Genomic DNA, 19776 nt, shown 5'->3' with positions numbered 1-19776 from the left:
GGGCCACGGGCGACGGGATCCGGTTCACGGGTCACGGAGAAGCCGGTGACGGTGACGGAGCACGGTCACGGATGACGGGTTCGCGTTCCGGTGCGGGTTCGGCTCGGATGGCGAAGCCGGTCGAGCCCGAGCCCGTGCCCGTGCCCGTGACCGTCACCGATCCCCGTGCCCGCCTCCCGCTTCCCGTGTCCCCTGGCCCGTGAGCCGACGGCGCGGTCGGATCACGGGAACCGGGCCACGGGCCACGGGATCCGGTTCACGGGTCACGGAGAAGCCGGTGACGGTGACGGAGCACGGTCACGGATGACGGGTTCGCGTCCGGGTGCGGGTTCGGCTCGGATGGCGAAGCCGGTCGAGCCCGTGACCGTGACCGTGACCGTCACCGATCCCCGTGCCCGCCTCCCGCTTCCCGTGTCCCCTGGCCCGTGAGCCGACGGCGCGGTCGGATCACGGGAACCGGGCCACGGGCGACGGGATCCGGTTCACGGGTCACGAAAAGCCGGTGACGGTGACGGAGCACGGTCACGGATGACGGCTTCGCGTCCGGGTGCGGGTTCGGCGAGGTCCGACCTCAGTGCGCTTCTGCCCACGACCGCCCGTGCCCCACCTCCACCTCGAGGGGCACGGCGAGCGAGGCCGCGGCGACCATCTCCCTGCGGACCAGGGTCTCCACCGCCTCGAGCTCGCCCTCCGGGACCTCGAGGACGAGCTCGTCGTGGACCTGGAGCAGCAGCCGCGCCGCGCGGCGCTCGCGGGCGAGGGCGTCGTGCACGCGGATCATCGCGAGCTTCACGACGTCCGCGGCGGTCCCCTGGATGGGCGTGTTGATCGCGGTGCGCTCCGCCGCGTTGCGCAGCGCCGGGTTGCGCGAGCCGATCTCCGGCATCGCCCGGACGCGGCCGTACAGCGTGCGCGACTCGCCGGTCCGCCGCGCCTCCTCCACCGCCTGCTCGACGTAGCGCCGGACCCCGGCGTACCGGGTGAAGTAGCGGTCGATGATCGACTGGGCCTCCGCGGCGGGGAGGTCGAGCCGCTGCGACAGCCCGAAGGCCGAGAGGCCGTACGCGATCCCGAAGTTGAGCACCTTCGCGACCCGGCGCATCTCCGGCGTCACGTCCGCGGGCGCGACGCCGAAGGTCTGGGCGGCGGTGCGGGCGTGCACGTCCTCGTGGTTCGCGAAGGACTCGACGAGCGCCGCGTCCCCGGAGTAGTGCGCGAGGATCCTGAGCTCGATCTGCGAGTAGTCGGCGGAGACGAGGAGCCGCCCCTCCGGCGCCACGAACGCCGCGCGGATCCGGCGGGACAGCTCGGTCCGGACCGGGATGTTCTGGAGGTTGGGATCGGACGACGAGAGCCGGCCGGTCGCCGCGCCCGCCTGGTGGAACGTGGTGTGGATGCGCCCGTCGGCCGGATCGACGAGCGCCGGCAGCGCGTCCACGTAGGTCCCCTTGAGCTTGGCCAGCCCCCGGTGCTCGAGGACGAGCGCCGGCAGCGGGTGCTGCTCCGAGAGCTTCTCCAGCACCTCGACGTCGGTGGACGGGCCGGTCTTGAGCCGCTTCACCACCGGGAGCTTCAGCTCGACGAAGAGCACCTGGGCGAGCTCGCGCGTGGACGCGACGTTGAACGGGTGGCCCGCCGCCGCGTGGATCCGCGCCTCCAGGTCCTCCATCGCCTTGCCGAACTCGACGCTCATCCCCTGCATCGCGCCGCGGTCCACCGCGATGCCCGCGCGCTCCATCTCGAACAGCACCGGCACGAGCGGCCGCTCCACCTCGCGGTGGACCCGCTCGAGCCCCTGCTCCTGGAGCGCCCGCTCGAGCGCGTCGGCGAGATCCGGCAGCACCGCGGCGCACGGCGCCGCCCACCCCGCCACCCGCTCGACCTCGAGCCCTTCCATGGGCACGCGCTCGGACTTCCGCGCGCCGTCGCCGCCGCTCGGATCCCGCGATAGCTCGCAGGAGATCCGCTCGCGCGCGACGTCGGCGAGGGCGTGCTCGCGGCGGGTGGGCAGGAGCAGCCGGCTGGCGAGCTCGGTGTCGAGCCCAGGGCCGCGCCAGGCGAGCCCGAGCCCCGCGAACGCGTGCATCGCCGCCTTCAGGTCGTGGACGTCCTTCCGCACGTCCTCGGCCTCGATCAGGGGACGCAGCCCCTCCCGCGCCTGCTCCCGGGCGAGCGTCGCCGGCGCGCCGAGGTAGCGGTGCTCGAGCGGCAGGTAGAACGCGCGGCCGCCGCCGCCGAGGGCGACGCCGACGAGGGGATCCGTCCGCGGCGCCGGCCCGGCGAGGACGGGCCGGATCCCCGCGCGCCCCGCGGCGCGGAGCGCGGCCACCGCCGCGTCGAGCGTGGCCCGGTCGAGGATCACCTCGGGCCGCTCCGCGCGCGGGGTGGGGGGCGGCGCCGGCAGGTCCTTGAGCAGGCGCGAGAACTCGAGCTCCGTGAAGAGCGCGCGCACCTTCGCCTCGTCCGGCGGCTGGCGCCCGAACGACTCGGGCGTGAACGGCAGCTCGAGATCGCACCGGAGCGTGACGAGCAGCCGGTTCTTCCGGATCCGCTCGGCCGCGGCGACGATCTTCTGGCGGAGCTTCTCACCGCCGCGCGAGACCGCCGCCGGGATCTCCTCGGGGCGCGCGAGCATCGCCTCGACGCTCCCGAAGTGGCGCACGAGCGCCGAGGCGGTCACCTCCCCCACCCCCGGGATCCCCGGCACGTCGTCGATCTTGTCGCCGAGGATGGCCATGTACTCGACCACCTGCTCCGGCTGGACGCCGAGCTTCTTCTCGACCTCCGCGCGCCCCGTCCAGCCGCCGCGGCCGCTCGCCTCGGCCATCGGGTCGTAGAGCGTGACCCCGCCGTCCACGAGCTGGGCGAAGTCCTTGTCGCCCGTGACGATGACGACCTCCCACCCCTCGTCGCGGGCGCGGCAGGCGAGCGTGCCGATCACGTCGTCGGCCTCGACGTGCGGCTCCTCGACGAGGGGCACGCGCAGCGCTCGGGCGACCTCGCGCACGAGCGGGAACTGCGCGCGGAGCGCGTCCGGCGCCTCCGGGCGACTCGCCTTGTAGCCGGGGTCGATCTCGTGGCGGAAGGTCGTCCGCGCGGCGTCGAGCACGACCGCGACGTGCGTCGGCGCCCGCTCGCGGAGCGCCTTGAGGAGCATGGTCGTGAAGCCGTACACCGCGTTGGTCGGCTGGCCCTTCGTCGTCGTCAGCGGCGGGAGCGCGTGGAAGGCGCGGTAGACGAACCCGGAGCCGTCGATGAGGGTCAAGGTCGGCATGCGGCCCGGAGATTAGCCCCGCGCGGCGGGGCGGGCACGCGAGAACGTCAGCGCAGGGCGCACCGGAGCCGCTCGGAGCAGATGAAGTACTCGTCCCCGTCGGCGATCCGCCGCCGCTGCACCCGCGCGCGCTGGTGCCAGGTCCCGTTCGCGGAGCCGAGATCCTCGATCCACCACTCCCCGCCCTGCCGCACCACCGCGGCGTGCTCCCGCGAGATCTTGCCGCCCTCGACCACCAGGTCGCAGTGGCGCCCGCGCCCGATCACGAAGCGGTCCTTCGCGACCACCACCTCGGTCCCGTCGTCCCGGGCGAGCACGTGGGGGGGCGCGGCCGCGGGCGCGGCGGCGGCGCGGGCGGCGGGCGCCGCCGCGACGGGCGGCTGGGGCCGGTCGTGGATCGCCCGCTCCAGGCGCTCCGCCGCCTCGAGCACCTGCTCGGCGACGGCGAGCCGCTCGGCGCTCGGCGGCTCGGCCGGCGGCCGTGGGGGCGCGGCGGCGATCGAGCCCGGGACGAGGTAGCCGTTCAGACGCGCGAACACGTGCAGCGCCTGGTTCACGAGCGCCTCGCGGTCGGATCCCATCTCGAGCGCCATCCGGTCGAGGGCCTCCCAGAGATGATCCGCGATGGCGATGGGCCGGACGGTCTTCACGCGCGCTCCATCCCCCCGGTCACGCTAGCACAGAAGCCTCGCGGACCGTCGAACGCCCGCCGAGCCAGGCTCGGCTACTGGATCGTGACGGTCTGGTTCGCGGCCAGGCTCGGGCTGAAGTCCAGGACGAAGCCGGAGGAGTACGTGACGTAGAACCGGTATCCGTCGTTCGTCTTGAACGGGCTGCGGTCGAAGGTCGTGGCGGCGGTGGGCAGGATCTGGGCGAACGCCGACGAGGTGGGGCCGCGGGCCGCCGGCGAGAGGCCGCTCCGCGTCGTGAAGGTGAGGCTCGTGTCGCGCGGCGGCGTCGGGATGCTGGTGGGGTTCTGGAGCCCGAGCTTGAAGGCCACCACCGGGCCGTTCGCCTTCGGGAAGTCGAAGTCGGCCGCGGGCCAGGTGCCGATGCAGTCGGTGAACCCGGCGCACGCCTCGGTGACGAAGTAGAAGCGGCGCGCCTTGCGGGCGAGGACCAGCTGCTCGCAGGTGGCGCGGCAGGCGTCGTCGCAGGCCACCGACGACGGGTTCGCCGGCCAGGGCACGAGCGGACAGGACAGCCCATCCTCGCCCTGGTAGCGGAGCTGGAAGCCGTCGTACCCGGCCGCGTTCGGGCTCCTGACCGCGCTCACGCTCGGCGTCTGGACGAGCGTAGGGCGGCCGGCGTACCCGGTCGCCGTCCCGACGAGGACGTAGCCGGAGGCGCGGATCGACACCGGGAGGCCGCTGACGACCCCCGAGACGCCGAGCGCGTCGACGCAGTCGTCCCACTCCGGATGCGCGAGATCCCCGAGCTTGCCAAGGGCCACCGCCCCGCCCGGCCGCGTCGCGGCATCCGGGGCGAGGAACGCGGCGACCCGCGCCTCGACGAGCGCCTCGTTCGCCGGGCAGCCCGCGACGCCGCGCGTGTCGAGCTGCACGATGTCGCCGGCGTGCACGCCGAGCTCGGGCCCGTAGAGCCGGGCCACCTGCGTGAGGGCGCCCGCTGGGCCCGGCGTCTGGATGGCGAGCCAGGGCTGGCCCCCGCCGTTCGAGCCGACCTGCGCCCGGCGATCGGAGAGCCCGGGCAGGAGCCCCTGGTACACGACCGACCAGGTGTCGCTCGGCGTGAACCCCGGGGTGATCCACACGGAGCGGAGCAGCGCCGTCCCCGACCGCGCGAGCACACCGGGCGCGTCCGGATCCCAGAGCCCGAGCTCCTGCCGCGCGCCCGTCACCGGGACCGTTGAGGCCGCGGTCACCGCCGCCCGCGTGGAGCTGCTGGTGCGCAGCATCGAGGCGTCGTTGGGGACCGTCCACCGGCCGAGATCGGCGAAGTAGACGTGCCCGTCGGACGAGAGGATCGCCGCCACGCCGGTGGTCGTGCGCGCTCCGGTGGCCGGCAGGATGCGCATGTACGGGGCGACGTCCTGGGGCGCGTCGGACGGCGCGACCGCCGGCGGCGGCGTGATCGTCACGCGGAGCGGGATCCCGGGCACGTGGATCGGCGGGAGGTACGGCATCAGCCCCGCGGGATCGGCCGCGAGCTGGCCGGTCGCCGGATCGAGCACGGCGACCCCGCAGTCGATGGGGAACTGCGCCCCGCACGCGGCCGGATCGAGCGCGGCGTACACGCGGTCCACCGGGGTCGTCGGGGTCGCCTGGAACGCGGTGGTGTCGTCCGCGACCGAGTCCGGGAGCCGCTCCTGGAGCCGCCACGCTGCGACCGCGGTGGTCGGCGCCCGCGCCGAGAGAGCGGTCCACGTCCACGCGCCCGGCGCCGCGGTGGCGTCCAGCGCGGCCACGCCGAGGACGAACGTGGTGGCGCCGCCCGTCGTGGAGGCGACGGGGATCGGATCCGTGCTCGCCGCGTAGACGAACCGGGGGTCCTTGGGGTTCACGGCGAGATCGACGGCGTCGAACCGGTCGGTGCCCACCGAGAGGTCCTGCACGTGCACGTCCGGCGCGCCGACGGGCTCGATCGCGCTGCCGTCGGCGGCGCGCTGGTACTCCACCACCGCGAGCCGCCCGCCCGAGAGCGCCGCGACGATCCGGACGCGCCCCGAGGCCGCGGTCCACGCGCCGCCGGCCTGGGCCGGCGCGACCGGGACCGGCGCGGCGATCACCGCCAGGACCTCCGCGCCGCCCGCCGCCGCCGAGAGATCGACCTCCGAGACGACGCGGGTGTCCGCGTCCCAGGTCTTCACGAGCTGGAGGACGGTGGACCCGGCCGACACCACGACCAGGAGATCCGCCTTCCCGTCGCCGAGGGACGCCGCGACGAGGTGCGCGGGCCGGGGCTCGCTCACCGGGATCGAGAGCGGCCGGACGATCACCGGCGCGAGCACCGGCTGGTCGTCCACCGCGTCCACCAGGACGAGCTCGTCCTTGCCGGCGTTCGCGACGGCGACGTACGGGTGGAGGCCCGCGTTCTTGGTGGTGACGCCCTGGAAGAGCGCGACCGCGGCCGGCGAGGAGAGCCCCAGCCCCGGGGTGCCGCCGCCGCCGCCGCAGCCGGCGCCGCCGGCGAGGACGAGGGCGAGACCAGCGAGGAGTCTGCGATTCAAGGCGTCACCCCGATGCGGAGCGGAGTCTTCCCGTCGGCCGCCGGGACCAGCTTGGCGGCCGCGGAGCCGGAGAGCGGCACGTCCACCGCGCTCACGAACCCGTCGGTGAAGGCCCCGACGAACACGCGGGCGTCGCCGTCCCCGGTGCCCGGCGTGGACCGGAGATCCTGGACGGCGAGGCCGAACGGCGCCCGGCCGACGACGGGCACCCCGGTCGCCGGATCGCGGCCGAAGACGTCGCGCACCAGCCCGGCCTCGTCGTCGTAGACGGTCAGCTCCCCGTCGTCGGCGGCGGTGACCGCCACCAGGTCGCGGAGCCCGCCTGGGCGCAGCGGCAGCACGCGGACCGGACCCACGCCGAAGCCGATCTTCACCGGGTCGCTCACGAGCCGCGGCTGCAGCTCCCCGTTCGCACCCTCCTCGAGCTCGAGCACGAGGAGCACGCCCCCGGTGTCGGAGCCGGGCCTGGAGCCCAGCGTGGTCGCGAGATCGGCGTCGTAGAGGCGGGCGGTGAGGTAGACGCGCCGCGGGAGCCCCGGGATCGGGTTCGAGAGCGCGATGCCGGAGAGCTCGGCGCCCCGGAGGAGCTGCCAGAGGTCGAACGACCGGATCACGCAGCCGCCCGCCGTCGAGGCCTTCGACGGATCGCACGTGCCGGCCTGCTCGATCCAGCGAAGCGGAGCGGAGAGGCCGGTGTTCACCCCGGTCATGAAGAGCCGCCCGGTCTCCGCGTCGTACGCGAAGCTCTGGACGTTCCCGGTGCCCATCGAGAACACCGTGGGCGTCGAGGCGGGGTTCAGGAGATCGACCTCGGCGACGAGCCCGTCGTGCAGGGGCGTCCTCAGGAAGCCCACCCAGGCGCGCGCACGGCCGTCGCCGCCGGTCGCGCTCCCCACGCAGGTCACGCCCACGCCGTAGGGGTCGCCCAGGCGGCCGTCGAAGCCGAACGGGACCTCGCAGCCGGCGCCGCAGCTCAAGTTGCCGTCCAGCCCGACCTGGTACAGCCGATCCGCGAAGCGCGAGGTGACGAGCGCCTTCGCGCCCTGGACGATCGCGGGGCAGGACGCCGGATCGACCACCGCCACCTCGCCGCCGAAGCTCCCGATCCGGACCCCGTCCGGCTGGATCACCGGGGTCGCGCCGCCGAGCGTGACGCGGAGGAGCGAACCGCCGTCGTCGCTCGCGAAGGCGAGGTCGAAGTTGGACGAGACGACGAGGAGATCCTCTCCGTGGAGCGCGAGCCCCACCGGGAAGGTGAACCGGTCGAGCGGCGCCGGATCGCGGCTCGGCTCCGAGCCGCAGCCGATCGTGATCGCTATCGCGATCGCGAGAAGGGTCGGCGTACGAGTGGCGGCGCGCACGGACGGGGTCGGACGGGGGCCGATCGAGCGCATGCCCTAGCCCGCGGCCTGGGTGACCTGCGGGAGCTCGGCCTGGATCTTCCGGAAGTCGGCGATGTCCGCGAAGAGCGCGCCGACCCGGCGGAGGAGCCCGAGGCGGTTGGCCCGGAGCGCGGGATCCTCGGCCATCACCAGCACGTCGTCGAAGAAGCGCGCCACCGCCGGCTCGAGCGTCGCCACGCTCCGGAGCACCGCGGCGTAGTCGCGGGAGGCCCGGCGGGCGCCGACCTCCTGCTCGACCCGCTCCAGCTCGGCGAGGAGCCGCCGCTCGGCGTCGTCGCGGAGCAGCTCGGCGCTCACCGGTCCGGCGGCGCCGCCGCCGGCCTTCTCCTGGATGTTGGCGACGCGCTTGAACGCCACCGCGAGCGGCGCGAAGTCCGGCCGCGCCTTGATCTCGGCGAGCGCCTCGAGGCGCCGCTCCGCGTCCACCACGTCGTCGAAGCCGGCCGCGAGGACCGCCTCCACGAGATCGGGGGCGTGGCGCTCGCCCCAGAGCGCCTTCAGGCGGCCCCGGACGAAGTCGAGGACCTGCTCGGCGACCACGCCGCGATCCGCGGCGAGCTTCACGCCGGAGAGCTGGTCGAGGGCCTGCTCCACCGCCGTGGCGAGGGAGAGGTGGTAGCCGCGGTCCAGGAGGATGCGGAGGATCCCGATGGTCGCCCGGCGGAGCCCGAACGGATCCGCGGCGCCGGTCGCCTTCTCCCCCACCCCGATGATCCCCACCAGCGAGTGGAGCCGGTCGGCGAGGCCGACGAGCGCGCCGAGGTCGTTGCGCGGCATCTCCTCCGCGGCGCCGATCGGCCGGTAGTGGTCCTCGATCGCGTCGGCGATCTCGACCTTGATCCCCTCGATCCGGGCGTAGTGCGCGCCCATGATCCCCTGGAGCTCGGGGAACTCGCCCACCATCCCGGTGTTCAGGTCCACCTTGGCGAGCCGCGCGGTCTCCAGGACGTCGCCGACGAGCTCCTCCCGGCCGATGGCCCGGGCGAGCGCGGCGGCGATCGCGCCGATGCGATCGGAGCGCTGCAGCTCGGTGCCGAGCTTCGCCTGGAACGTGCGCCGGCCGAGGTCGGCGATCCGGTCGTGCAGCTTGCGCTTGCGGTCCTCCTCGAAGAAGAACCGCGCGTCGGCGAGCCGCGCCCGGAGCACGCGCTCGTAGCCGTGGCGCGCGACCTTCGGGTCCTTCACCTTCGTGGCCGAGACCGCGACGAAGCGGTTCGTGAGCTTCCCCTTCCCGTCCACCACCGCGAAGTAGCGCTGGTGGTTCCGCATCTCGGAGATGACCACCTCCGGCGGCAGCTCGAGGTTCGACTCCTCGAACGCGCCGGCGATCGCGGTGGGCTCCTCGACGAGGTAGAGCACCTGCTCGACGAGGGGCTCGTCCTCGCGCACCTTGCCGCCCGCCGCCTTCGCCGCGCGGGCGAGCTCCTTCTCGAGCGCGGCGCGCCGCTCCGCCGGGTCGGCGAGCACGTGCGCGGCGCGGAGCTTCGCGAGGTAGTCCTCCGGCGTGCCCTTGAGCGCGATCGCCCGCGGCGCGAGGAAGCGGTGGCCGAACGTCGTCTTCCCCGACACGACCTCCCCGAAGCGCACCTTGAGCGGCCGCCCGTCGAGGAGCGCGACCATCCACCGGACCGGGCGGGCGAACGTCGCGTCGTCCCACCGCGAGCGCATCGCCTTGCGGAACCGCAGCCCGGCGACGAGCCGCTCGAGCAGCGCGGGGAGCACCTGCTCCGCCTTCCGGCCCTTCTCGACCTTCGTCACGAGGACGCGCTCGCCCTTGGGCGTCTGCGCCCGCTGGAGCGCGCCGACCTCGACGCCCTGGCTCCGGGCGAACCCGAGCGCGGCCGGCGTCGGCTTCCCCTCCGCGTCGAACGCCTGGGCGACCGGCGGCCCGAAGGCCTCGGTCTTCGCGTCGGTCTGCTTCGCGGCGGCCGCGCGGGCCCAGACCGCGAGCCGCCGCGGCGTGCCGACCGCCTTCACCTCGCCGTGGGCGAGGCGCGCCTCGTCGAGGGCCTTCGCGAGGTCCACCTCGAGCTGCCTGAGCGCCGTGGGCACGAAGCCCGCCGGGATCTCCTCCGCGCCGATCTCGAACAGAAGGTCCGCCATGTCGTCTCTCTCGTCCCCGCCGTGGAGGGCTACTTCGCCTCGCGCGCCTCGCGCGCCGCCTTCGCCGCCTCGACCGCCCGCGCGCGCTCCGCCTGCGGGAGCAGCGGGAAGCCGAGCGCCTCCCGCGAGTCGAGGTAGCCCTTCGCGCACTCGTGCGCCAGGGCGCGGACGCGCCCGATGTACGCCGCCCGCTCGGTGACGCTGATCGCGCCGCGGGCGTCGAGGTTGTTGAACGTGTGCGAGCACTTGAGGCAGTAGTCGTACGCGGGGAGCGGGAGCTTCTCCGCGATGAGCCGCCGGCACTCCGCCTCGTAGGTGTCGAACAGCCCGAACAGCATCTTCGCGTCGGACTTCTGGAACGAGTACGTGCTCATCTCCACCTCGTTCCGGTGGAAGACCTCGCGGTACTTCACGCCCTTCGCCCACTCGACGTCGAACACGTTCTCGACGTCCTGCAGGTACATCGCGATGCGCTCGAGGCCGTACGTCAGCTCGGCCGCGACCGGCCGCACCTCGAACCCGCCCGCCTGCTGGAAGTAGGTGTACTGGGTGATCTCCATCCCGTCGCACCAGACCTCCCAGCCGAGGCCCCAGGCGCCGAGCGTCGGGCTCTCCCAGTCGTCCTCGACGAAGCGGAGGTCGTGCTCCTTGGGGTCGATGCCGATCGCCTTCAGCGATCCCAGGTAGAGCTCCTGCACGTCGGGCGGGTTGGGCTTCAGGATCACCTGGAACTGGTGGTGCTGGTAGAGGCGGTTCGGGTTCTCGCCGTAGCGACCGTCGGCCGGCCGGCGCGAGGGCTCGACGTACGCGACGTTCCACGGCTCGGGGCCGAGCACGCGCAGGAACGTCGAGGGGTTCATCGTCCCGGCGCCGACCTCCTGGTCGTAGCCCTGGACGAGGAGGCAGTTGCGGCTCGCCCAGTACGTCTGGAGCTTCAAGATGAGGTCCTGGAAGTACACGCGCGTCCTCTCTCGCGATGGTCCCGACGCCCGGCCGCCCGCGCGGCGCGGCGGACCGGCCCGGGCCGCGCCGCCGCCGGCGACGCCGCCGGAAGCGCTGCACCGTAGGGCCGTAAGGGTGCGGATGTCAAATGGAATCTCGGCGGCGCGCAGACCCGTGCGGCCCTCCCGTGCCCGTCACCGTCACCGGCTTCTCCCGTCACCCGTGAACCGGGTCCGGTGGCCCGTGGCCCGATCCCCGTTGTCCAACGAATTCTGGGATCACGAGCCCACGGATCGCGGGCCAGGGGACACGGGATGCGGGAGGCGGGCACGGAGGATCGGTCACGGGTACGGGGACGGCACACGGGGCCGCCTGCTGCACGAGACCGCCGCCCGCGTCACTCCCCCAGCATCGGCCCCACCTCGTCCAGGAAGCGCCGCGCGGCGAGGCGGCGGCCGAGGTGGTGCTCCACGAAGGCGGAGAGCGCCACGCGCGCCTCCCGCCCGACGGCCGGCGCGACCGGCTCGATCGCGGCGCCCAGCCCCCCTCCCTGGAGCCGGAGCAGCAGCCGCACCGTCTCGGGCGCCAGCGTCGGCGCCCCCGGGCTCGCGGCCGCGCCGCACGACCGGCAGAGCGCCCCGCCGTGCGCGGGGTCGAACCGGCTCGGCCCCGCCGGCTCGAGCGGCTCGCCGCACCGCGCGCACCCGTCGAGCCGGGGCATGAGCCCCGCGATCCGCAGGGCGCCCAGCTCGAACGCGCGGAGCGCGGCGGGGATCGCGGGCGCGCCGTCGAGGGCGGCGAGGTAGGCGACGAGGAGGTCGAAGAGCTCCTCGTGCGGCTGCTGATCCCGGACCAGCTCCCGGGCGAGCTCGGCGGCGTACCCGGCGCACGCGATGCGGGCGAGGTCCCCCCGGATCCCGCCGAAGCCGCGCCCCACCGCGACGGACTCGAGCGAGAGCAGGTCCGAGCCGGCGCGGCTCCGGGCCTCCGCCGCGACGAGCGTGAACGGCTCGAGCGCGCCGCCGAAGCGCCGCCGGGACGCCCGGGCGCCGCGCGCGAACGCCGAGACCTTCCCGCGCTCCCGCGAGAGCAGCGTGATCACCCGATCCGACTCGCCGTAGTCCACGGCCCGGAGCACGACGGCGGTGAGCTTGAGCGGCTCCATGCGCGCCCCGGACCGTAGCCGCTCCGCCGGCGCGGCGCCAGCGTCCCTCCCCCGCGGCCCGGATCAGCGCCACGAAGCGTGGAACCACGCGAGCCCGGGCTCCCGGGAGACGACGGTCACCCTCGGCGCCGCGGCGTTCGCCAGCTCCAGCGCCGCGGCGAACGCCTCGGCCAGGCCGCCGAGCAGCGTCGCGTCGAACAGGCCGGGCGGGAACCGGAGCGAGGCGCGGACGCCGTCGTCCGCGATGCCGTCCACCTCGAGCGTGGTGCCGCGGTGCCAGTTCGCCCAGCGCGCCCCGGCGAACCGGAGGAGCTGCGCCGGCGTCGCCACCTCCATGAGGATCCGGTAGGCGGGGCTCCGGAACAGGCGTCGGTTCCGCTCCCGCGTCCAGGCGTGCAGCGGGGCGTCCGCGAGCCCGCGCACGTCGGCGACGGCGAGGACGAGGGCGCCGAGGTGGGCCTCGGGCACCCACTCGCTGCCGACCGGCGGATCCGCGGCGAGGCTCCGGAGCGGCTCGGGGAGCGCGGGCAGCAGCGCCGGGACCGGGAGCCCGTCGAGGAGGTTCCGCACGAGCGCGCCCTTCGCGAGCGCGTCGGGGCAGGCCTCGAGCCCTCCGGGCAACCCGGCCAGATACCGGTCCAGGCGCGACGTCGTCAGGCGTCCGCCGCCCCCCCTCTCCGAGCCGGATCGCGTCAAGCCGCGAAATCCTAGCCGCCGCCCGGGGGCGCGTTCGAGGCACGGCGTAAGCGTTCAGCGGAGCAGCGCCCACATCGCCGCCGCGAGGCCAGCGGCGATCACCAGGGCGATCCCGATCGTGCGCGGCGCCGGTCCGCGGCGCGCGCCGCCGGCGGCGCCGACGGTGGCGGGGACCGCGGCCATCGCCTCCTCGTAGCGCAGCACGACCTCGTCCGCGTCGAGCCCGAGGGCGGCGGCGTAGGCGCGGAGGTACCCCATCACGTAGGCCCGCGGGGGCATCCGCGCCTCCTGCCCGCTCTCGAGCGCCTCGACCACGCCCGGCCCGAGCTTGGTCGCCCGCGCGACCTCGTCACGCGAGAGGCCGCGCAGCTCGCGCTCCCGCGCGAGCCAGCGGCCGAACCCGTGCAGCGTCTCGTCGGCGGCGGTCGGATCGGGCACGGGTCACTCGGTGAGCAGGTTCAGGCTCCTGCGGCACTCCTCGCCGGCCGCGGCGCCCTCCCCGAGCTCCTTGCAGCGCTCGAACGCCGCGCGCGCGCCGGCGACGTCGCCGGCCTTCATCCGCGCGAGCCCGAGCTGCTGGTGCGCGTCCGCCCGCCGCTCGCACGCGCGGGCGTACGCCTCGAGCTCGTCGATCGCGTCCTTCACCTTGCCGTCCTGCAGGAGGACGCGCCCGAGCTCGCGCCGCCCGTCGCAGTAAGCCGGCGCGATCTCGAGGCACGCGCGCATCTCGGCGAGCCCCTCGGCGCGGCTCCCGCGCCGGTAGAGCGCCTGCCCCCTGTTGCACCGGGCCACCCACGGCTCCTTGTAGAGCATGTTGTCCAGCGCGGCGTCGAACTCCTTCAGCGCGTCGTCCCAGCGCCCCGTCTTCGCGAGGAGCTGCCCGAGGTCGTTGTGGGCCTCGGAGTAGTTCGGGACCAGCTCGATCGCGCGCCGGTACTCGCGCTCGGCCTCGTCGAGCCTCCCGAAGGCGAGCTCGAGGACGAGGCCGCGGCCGAGGTGCGCCTCCGGGAAGCGCGGGTTCGCCTCGAGCGCGTCGTCGAACTCCTTCAGCGCGTCCGGCGCCTTGCCGGCACGGAGGGCCTCGACCCCGAGGTCGTGGTGGATCTCCGCGGTGCGCCGCTCCTTCGCGGACGGCCCGTGGGCGCAGGCCGGAAGGGTAGCGAGGACGGCGGCGGCGAGGACGGCGGTGGCGAGGACGGGGCGCATGGTCAGAACGCGGCGAGGAGCCGGCCGAGGCGGGCGGCGTCGGGCACCGCGGCCTTCGCGCCGGGCGCCGCCGCGGCCGCCTGCGGGCGCGGTGGAGAGAAGATCGGGATCCGGGCGACGGTCTGCTCCTGGGCCTCGGGCCCGAGGTTCCGGAAGTTCAGGTTGTCGAGCATGAACCCCATCGACTCCAGGAACTGGAGCCCCTCGCTCTCGACCTGCCGGTACTCCTCGGCGGTCGTGAGCTGCCGGCGCTCGTGCAGGTAGACGACGTTCTCGCCGCTCCGCGGGAGGTGGAGCCCGACGACGATGGAGAAGCTCCCGTTCCCGTTCCGGATCCCGCACAGGTAGCCGGGAACCGCCTGCGCCGACTTGCCGGGGATGGAGACCTGCGGCTGGTTGATGCTCTCCACGATCGCGACGATCGACTCCCGCGTCGCGGGCACGTGGGTGAGGCTCGGCTCCGGCGTGAACATCGATCCCCCCCGGGCGCCTAGCGCGCCTCCAGGATGAACTCGTCCGTCCGATCGTCGATCTCGGCGGCGGTCCGGGTCGCCTCGACGAGCGGCGCGTCGATCATGACGTGGCCGCCGCCGACGTTCCCCTCCCCGAGCACGACGCGCAGCTTCACGTCCTTCGAGTACGACGCCCGGTCGCCCTCGATCTTCTTGACCGCGGCGAGCACCACCTTGTTCGGGCCGGCCTTGAGGTAGCGGGTGATCTCCATCACCACCTGGTCGTCGGCCTGCTTCACCTCGCGGATCCACTGTGCGTTGATGAAGACCGCGACGTCGTACTGGGTCCCCGGCCGATCCTGCTCGGCGACGAGGAAGTACCGGCGGGAGGGCTTCCCGCCGGGCGCGGGCTGCGCGTCGCTCGCGGCCGGCGCCGCGCCGGCGGGGGCCTCGACCGTCTTGACGGCGTACCCCTTCGCCTCGATGTGGATGTCGCCGCGGTCGTCGATCACGACCGTCGCGTTCTCGAACCGCTGGCCGGTCACCCCGTCGATGCCCACGCCGTTCAGCGTGACCGCAGGTCCGGCCGCCGCCGGGCCGGCCAGGGCCGCCACCCCTGCGGCGAGGGCGAGTGCGAGTGGACGCATCCGTTCGACTCCTAGCCCCGCCCGGCGGGGCGCGTCAAGGACGCGGCCGGCGCGGCCGCCGGCGCGGCGTCGCTCGATCACACTCCGCGCGCGTCCTGGCCCCAGATGACCTTGTGCACCTGGAGCGAGAGTCGGGCGTCGAGCCCGGACTCCAGGATCCAGCGGGCGAGGTCCTTCGGCGCGACGCTCTCCCACACCGGCGAGAAGAGGACGTGCACGCGCCCCTCGAGCCGGTGCCGCCGGACGACGTCGCGGGACCAGCGGAAGTCGTCCTCCGAGCAGACGACGAACTTCACCTCGTCGTGCGGGGCCAGCGCGTCGAGGTACCCGAGGTCGGTGGCCGGCTCCCCGGAGCCCGGCGTCTTCACGTCCACGATCCGGACCACCTCGCGCGGCAGCGCGTCGAGGGGGCGCTGACCGTGGGTCTCGACGGTCACCTCGTAGCCGCGCGCGAGCAGGTCGCGGGCGAGGGCCGGCAGCTCGCGCTGGAGCATCGGCTCGCCGCCGGTGAGGAGCACGAGCTTGCAGGGGTGGCGGGCGACCTCTGCGAGGATCGCGTCGCGCCCGAGCTCGGCGCCGCCTTGGAACGCGTAGGCGGTGTCGCAGTAGCTGCAGCGCAGGTCGCAGCCGGTGAACCGGACGAAGACGCACGGCCGGCCGGCCCGCGTCCCCTCGCCCTGGATGCTGAAGAAGATCTCGGTGACGCGCATGGCGCTCCAGGCCGGGCGCTCGCCCCGGCCGCATCCCCTCCGGTGTAACCGGAACCTCCCCTACTCGGCCAGCATGGGCGCGCGACGGTCCGCGACGCGCACGGGCGCCGTCTCCACCCCGAGGCTGCGGCGGAGCCGCCGGAGCTCGGCGTATACCCGGCGCGGGTACGCCTGGAGCAGCTCGGGGATCTCGCCCTGCTGCAGGTGGTGGAGCACCAGGTTCGGCCCGGCGTTGTACGCCATCAGCCCGAGATCCTGGCGGGTGAAGGAGTCGAGGCAGCGGCGGAGGTAGCGGACGCCCGCCTGCACGTTCAGCACCGGGTCGCGCGGATCGCCGTGGCCGAGGCCGGACCGCGCGATCTCGCTCCTCAGCGTGGCCTCCTGGAGCTGCATCAGCCCCCGCGCCCCGGCGGCGGAGAGCGCCCGCGGGTCGAAGGACGACTCGACCTCGATGACGGCGAGGACGAGCAGCGGATCGAGCCGGGCCCGCTCGGCCTCGGCCACGACCGTGCGCGCGAGGAGGCGCCGGTTCACGCCGAGCAGGGCGGGCACGCGCTCGGCGATCCGCTCGTCGATCCGCTCCACCAGGCCCGGCGGCCCGGGCTCGACCTCCCGCGCGTGCGGCGGCTCGGCGGACAGGGACGCGGGGAGCACCGTCGTGGTCGTCCACGCGGTGACGGCGAGCGTGGCGCCGACCAGCCCTCGGAGGCACGGCCTCTGCACTACGCGCCCTTCTCCTTCGAGAGCGCCTCGACCTTCTCGGCGACGGCGTCGAGCCGCTTCCGGAGCGCGTCGAGCTCCTCCTGCCCCGGGATCCGGAACCGGTTGGCGGCGCGCCGCACCCCGTCGTCGATGGCGCGCTCGAGCTCGCGCCGCTGCGCCGCGAGCCGCTCGCCGAACTCGCGCGCGTTCCGGCGGACGTCCTCCGGGGAGAGCCCGGCCGCGTCGGCGATCCGCTCGAGGACCTTCTCGGCCTCCTGCTCGGCCGCGTTCACGCCGGCGAGGGCGTTGGACCAGGCCTCCCTGAAGATCTGCTGGATGTCGGTCATCCCCTCTCCCTGCGACGCGCTAGATCTCGGCGGACGGCTTCGCGGTCCGCCTCGGCTTCCGGGGCTTCTCCGCCTTCTCGAGCCGCCGCGCAAGTCGATCCAGCTCCTTCGAGAGCTCGTCCACCTGCTCCCTGGTCGCGACGCCCAGGAAGGAGACCGCCCGGGTCTGCAGCTCCGTCATCCGGTCCATCGCCTCCGCCCTGAACGACTCCGCCTTGCCGCGCCACTCCGCGGCGCGCTCCGCGCCCTGCTCCCGGAGCTTGTCGAGCCGCTGCTTCATCTCCGGGAACGTCCAGTCCTGCTTCGAGAGGCGCTGCACCATGTGCTCGAGATCCTTCCTGCTCGCGCGTCCCCTGACCACGAGGTCCTTGATGACGCGCTGCGCCTCCTCCTCGATCTGCCCGAGCCGCTGCTGCGCGGCCTCGAGCGGCTCCCGCAGGAACTCCGGGACCTTCTTCAGGCCGTTCTCGACCCGCTGGACTTCTGCCATGGCGACCTCCCAGGAAAGGATTCGTGAGGCGGGGCGCCCCCGCTCCCCGCGCGAATCACGGTAACGCACCGCGTCATGACGATCAACCCGCGACGCGACGCGTCAGCCCGAAGCCCCCACACGCTGTGTGGCGACCTCGATGGCGGCAACCCTCCTGGTGGGGTCTGCTTCAGGCGGAAGCACCCTCCCGGTGATCGGCCCCCACCGCCTCGGCGACGGAGGCGAACCCGTCCCGCGCGAGGAGGCGTGCGAGCCCTGCGTGGACGCGGGGGACAAACCCCGGCCCGCCGTAGATGAGGCCCGTGTAGACCTGCACGAGCGACGCCCCGGCCCGGATCTTGGCGTAGGCGTCCTCCGCGCTCATCACCCCGCCCACGCCGACGATGGGCACGCGGCCCGCCGCCCGGCGGTAGCAGCGGCGGACCACCTCCGTCGAGAGCCGCTCGAGCGGCGCGCCCGACAGCCCGCCCGCCTCCTTCGCGCAGGGGTGCCGCTCCACCCCGGCGCGGGAGAGGGTCGTGTTGGTGGCGACGATCCCGGCGACTCCCGCGGCGATCGCGACGTCCACCGCGTCGTCGAGCGCCTCCGGCGAGAGGTCCGGCGCGAGCTTCACGAGGAGCGGCTTCCCCGGCGCGCGCTCCGCGAGCCGCGCCGTGCACGCGCGGAGCAGCCGATCGAGCTGGTCCCGCTCCTGGAGCTGCCGGAGCCCCGGCGTGTTCGGCGAAGAGATGTTCACGACGAGGTAGTCGGCGTACGGGTGCAGCCGATCGATGCACGCGAGGTAGTCGCTCGCGGCCTCCTCGTTGGGCGTCGTCTTGTTCTTGCCGACGTTCAGCCCCACCGGGCCGAGGCGCGCGCCGGGCGGGAGCGCCGCGAGGCGCCGCGCGCAGGCCTCCGCCCCCTCGTTGTTGAAGCCCATGCGGTTCACGAGGGCGCGGTGCTCCGGGAGCCGGAACAGGCGGGGACGCTCGTTCCCGGGCTGCGGCCGCGGCGTGATCGTGCCGATCTCGACGTGCGAGAACCCGAGCGCGAAGAGCCCCGGGAGCGCGACGTCGCCCTTGTCGAACCCCGCGGCGAGGCCGATCGGGCCGTCGAAGTCGAGCCCCAGGCAGCGGACCGCGAGCGCCGGGATCGGCGCGGGCCGACGGCGGCGAGCGCCGGCCACGCCGACGCGCTGGAGCGCCCACACGGCGAGGTCGTGCGCATGCTCCGGTTCGAGGCGGAAGAGGATGGAGCGAAGGATGGACCAGAGCATGGGGGGATGGTTGCTTACACCGGCGTCCCCTCACAGATCCAGCAGCATCACGATCGCGTCCTCGCCCTCGTCCGCGTAGTAGTTCGGGCGGATCCCGATCTCTCGATAGCCGAGCGCGCGGTAGAGCGCGATCGCCGGGACGTTCGTGCGCCGCACCTCGAGCGTCGCGAGCCTCGCGCCTCGCTTGCGCCCCGCCTCCACGGCGGCGTCCATCAGCGCGCGGCCGATGCCCCGGCGGCGCGCCTCCGTCGCGGTGGCCACGTTGAGGACGTGCACCTCGTCGTGCACGAGCCAGAACACGATGAACCCGACGATCCCGCCGCCGCCTCGCCCGGGGTCCTCCTCCGCGACGAGGACCGTGGACCACGCGTGGGAGAGCTCGCGCGCGAGCAGATCGCGCGACCACGGATGGCGAAAGCCGCTCTTCTCGATCTCGACCGCGCGGTCGAGGTCCTCGGGCCGCATCGGGCGGAGCCGGACCGTCCCCGGCGCCGCGAGCGTGTCGATCGGCTCGCGCACTCAGCGTCCCTCCGCCGCGCCGGCCGGCACCGCGCGGAGCGCGGGGTCGAGGATCCGGATGTCCGCCCGCGCGCGCAGGTCCGCCACGAGCGCCCGCGCCTGGGCGGCGGCGCGCTCGTCGCCGAGCCGGTCGCGCACCGCGCTCCGGGCCTCGGCGGTGCGCGCGTGGAGCCCGCGCGCGGCGAGGTACGCGTCCACCTCGTCGTCCCCCACCGCCCCCGCCCGGCCGATCCGGCTCTCGACGAAGCGCCGCGCCCGGAGCGAGCGCGCGAGCACCGCCTGCACGTCCTCCTCGGCGAGCGCGTTCTCGTCGAGGAACCGCGCGTACTCCCGCTTGTCCCGGAACGCCGCCTTGAACGCGCGGAGCTCGGCCGCGATCGCCGCGGCGTCGGCGTCGTGGAGCCTGAGCCGGGCCGCCTCGTCGGCGACGACCGTCTCGTCGAGGAGCCATGCGAGCCCCGCCCGCAGCGCCGCGCCGTCGAGCGGCTGGAAGGCCGCGGCGACCGCGCCCCGCGCCACCAGGGCGACGCGCGCCTCGGCCTGGAGCCGCGTGAGGGTCACCACCCGCGGCGCCGCTCCCGGCGGGTTGCGGATCACCGCCACCAGCGCCTCCACCACGCGCCCCGCCGGCACGGCCGCGGCGGGCGCCGCCGCGGCGGGCGCGGCGCCGGGGCC

19 protein-coding genes are annotated in these 19776 nt (G+C 74.7%); all 19 read right to left on the bottom strand.

Translation table 11 applies throughout. The features are described 5' to 3' along the window. Positions 1 to 571: 571 nt before the first annotated feature. The gene (polA, locus tag MNZ27_RS17125; protein ID WP_242395316.1) at positions 572 to 3274 is read right to left on the bottom strand and encodes a DNA polymerase I; all 2703 of its coding nucleotides are present in this window, start codon (positions 3272 to 3274) and stop codon (positions 572 to 574) included. 47 nt (positions 3275 to 3321) lie between these two features. Further along, positions 3322 to 3924 carry an FHA domain-containing protein gene (locus MNZ27_RS17120; RefSeq protein ID WP_242395315.1) on the bottom strand — a complete coding sequence of 201 codons (603 nt, stop codon included), beginning with the start codon at positions 3922 to 3924 and terminating at the stop codon, positions 3322 to 3324. A gap of 74 nt (positions 3925 to 3998) precedes the next feature. Continuing rightward, on the bottom strand, positions 3999 to 6464 hold the full coding sequence (locus tag MNZ27_RS17115; protein ID WP_242395314.1) for a hypothetical protein: 2466 nt from the start codon (positions 6462 to 6464) through the stop codon (positions 3999 to 4001). Further along, positions 6461 to 7825, bottom strand: a complete 1365-nt coding sequence (locus MNZ27_RS17110) for a hypothetical protein (RefSeq protein ID WP_242395313.1) — start codon at positions 7823 to 7825, stop codon at positions 6461 to 6463. Before MNZ27_RS17110 ends, MNZ27_RS17115 begins: the two co-directional genes overlap by 4 nt. Positions 7826 to 7861: 36 nt before the next feature. Beyond that, positions 7862 to 9970 (bottom strand): glycine--tRNA ligase subunit beta, encoded by a 2109-nt coding sequence (glyS, locus tag MNZ27_RS17105; protein WP_242395312.1) that lies wholly within the window; start codon positions 9968 to 9970, stop codon positions 7862 to 7864. A 29-nt stretch (positions 9971 to 9999) separates the two neighbouring features. After that, the gene (locus MNZ27_RS17100; RefSeq protein ID WP_242395311.1) at positions 10000 to 10929 is read right to left on the bottom strand and encodes a glycine--tRNA ligase subunit alpha; all 930 of its coding nucleotides are present in this window, start codon (positions 10927 to 10929) and stop codon (positions 10000 to 10002) included. Between the two features lie 380 nt (positions 10930 to 11309). After that, on the bottom strand, positions 11310 to 12077 hold the full coding sequence (gene recO / locus MNZ27_RS17095; RefSeq protein WP_242395310.1) for a DNA repair protein RecO: 768 nt from the start codon (positions 12075 to 12077) through the stop codon (positions 11310 to 11312). 63 nt (positions 12078 to 12140) lie between these two features. Further along, positions 12141 to 12698, bottom strand: a complete 558-nt coding sequence (locus MNZ27_RS17090) for a hypothetical protein (RefSeq protein ID WP_242395309.1) — start codon at positions 12696 to 12698, stop codon at positions 12141 to 12143. Positions 12699 to 12827: 129 nt separating this feature from the next. Then, a complete protein-coding gene (locus MNZ27_RS17085) occupies positions 12828 to 13211 on the bottom strand; it encodes a helix-turn-helix domain-containing protein (RefSeq protein WP_242395308.1) in 384 nt (127 codons plus the stop codon). 3 nt (positions 13212 to 13214) lie between these two features. Continuing rightward, on the bottom strand, positions 13215 to 13979 hold the full coding sequence (locus MNZ27_RS17080) for a tetratricopeptide repeat protein (RefSeq protein ID WP_242395307.1): 765 nt from the start codon (positions 13977 to 13979) through the stop codon (positions 13215 to 13217). Between the two features lie 2 nt (positions 13980 to 13981). Then, on the bottom strand, positions 13982 to 14452 hold the full coding sequence (locus MNZ27_RS17075) for a hypothetical protein (RefSeq protein ID WP_242395306.1): 471 nt from the start codon (positions 14450 to 14452) through the stop codon (positions 13982 to 13984). A 17-nt stretch (positions 14453 to 14469) separates the two neighbouring features. Then, positions 14470 to 15078 (bottom strand): hypothetical protein, encoded by a 609-nt coding sequence (locus MNZ27_RS17070; protein ID WP_242395305.1) that lies wholly within the window; start codon positions 15076 to 15078, stop codon positions 14470 to 14472. A gap of 77 nt (positions 15079 to 15155) precedes the next feature. Continuing rightward, the gene (locus tag MNZ27_RS17065) at positions 15156 to 15788 is read right to left on the bottom strand and encodes a radical SAM protein (protein ID WP_242395304.1); all 633 of its coding nucleotides are present in this window, start codon (positions 15786 to 15788) and stop codon (positions 15156 to 15158) included. 60 nt (positions 15789 to 15848) lie between these two features. Continuing rightward, positions 15849 to 16511 carry a lytic transglycosylase domain-containing protein gene (locus tag MNZ27_RS17060; protein ID WP_242395303.1) on the bottom strand — a complete coding sequence of 221 codons (663 nt, stop codon included), beginning with the start codon at positions 16509 to 16511 and terminating at the stop codon, positions 15849 to 15851. After that, a complete protein-coding gene (locus MNZ27_RS17055; protein ID WP_242395302.1) occupies positions 16511 to 16837 on the bottom strand; it encodes a phasin family protein in 327 nt (108 codons plus the stop codon). The genes MNZ27_RS17060 and MNZ27_RS17055 overlap by 1 nt, the downstream gene beginning before the upstream one ends. A gap of 19 nt (positions 16838 to 16856) precedes the next feature. Further along, entirely contained in the window at positions 16857 to 17327 is a 471-nt protein-coding gene (locus MNZ27_RS17050; protein WP_242395301.1) for a hypothetical protein, read from the bottom strand. A gap of 169 nt (positions 17328 to 17496) precedes the next feature. Further along, positions 17497 to 18582, bottom strand: coding sequence for a quinone-dependent dihydroorotate dehydrogenase (locus MNZ27_RS17045; protein WP_242395300.1), 1086 nt, complete (start codon positions 18580 to 18582; stop codon positions 17497 to 17499). A 30-nt stretch (positions 18583 to 18612) separates the two neighbouring features. Further along, a complete protein-coding gene (gene rimI, locus MNZ27_RS17040; RefSeq protein WP_332843035.1) occupies positions 18613 to 19101 on the bottom strand; it encodes a ribosomal protein S18-alanine N-acetyltransferase in 489 nt (162 codons plus the stop codon). After that, the coding region (locus MNZ27_RS17035) for a hypothetical protein (RefSeq protein ID WP_242395299.1) at positions 19102 to 19776 on the bottom strand (675 nt) is incomplete at its 5' end.

Source organism: Anaeromyxobacter oryzisoli (assembly GCF_022690765.1).
Taxonomy (GTDB): Bacteria; Myxococcota; Myxococcia; order Myxococcales; family Anaeromyxobacteraceae; genus Anaeromyxobacter; species Anaeromyxobacter oryzisoli.
This window is presented reverse-complemented; position numbering and strand designations above follow the sequence as displayed.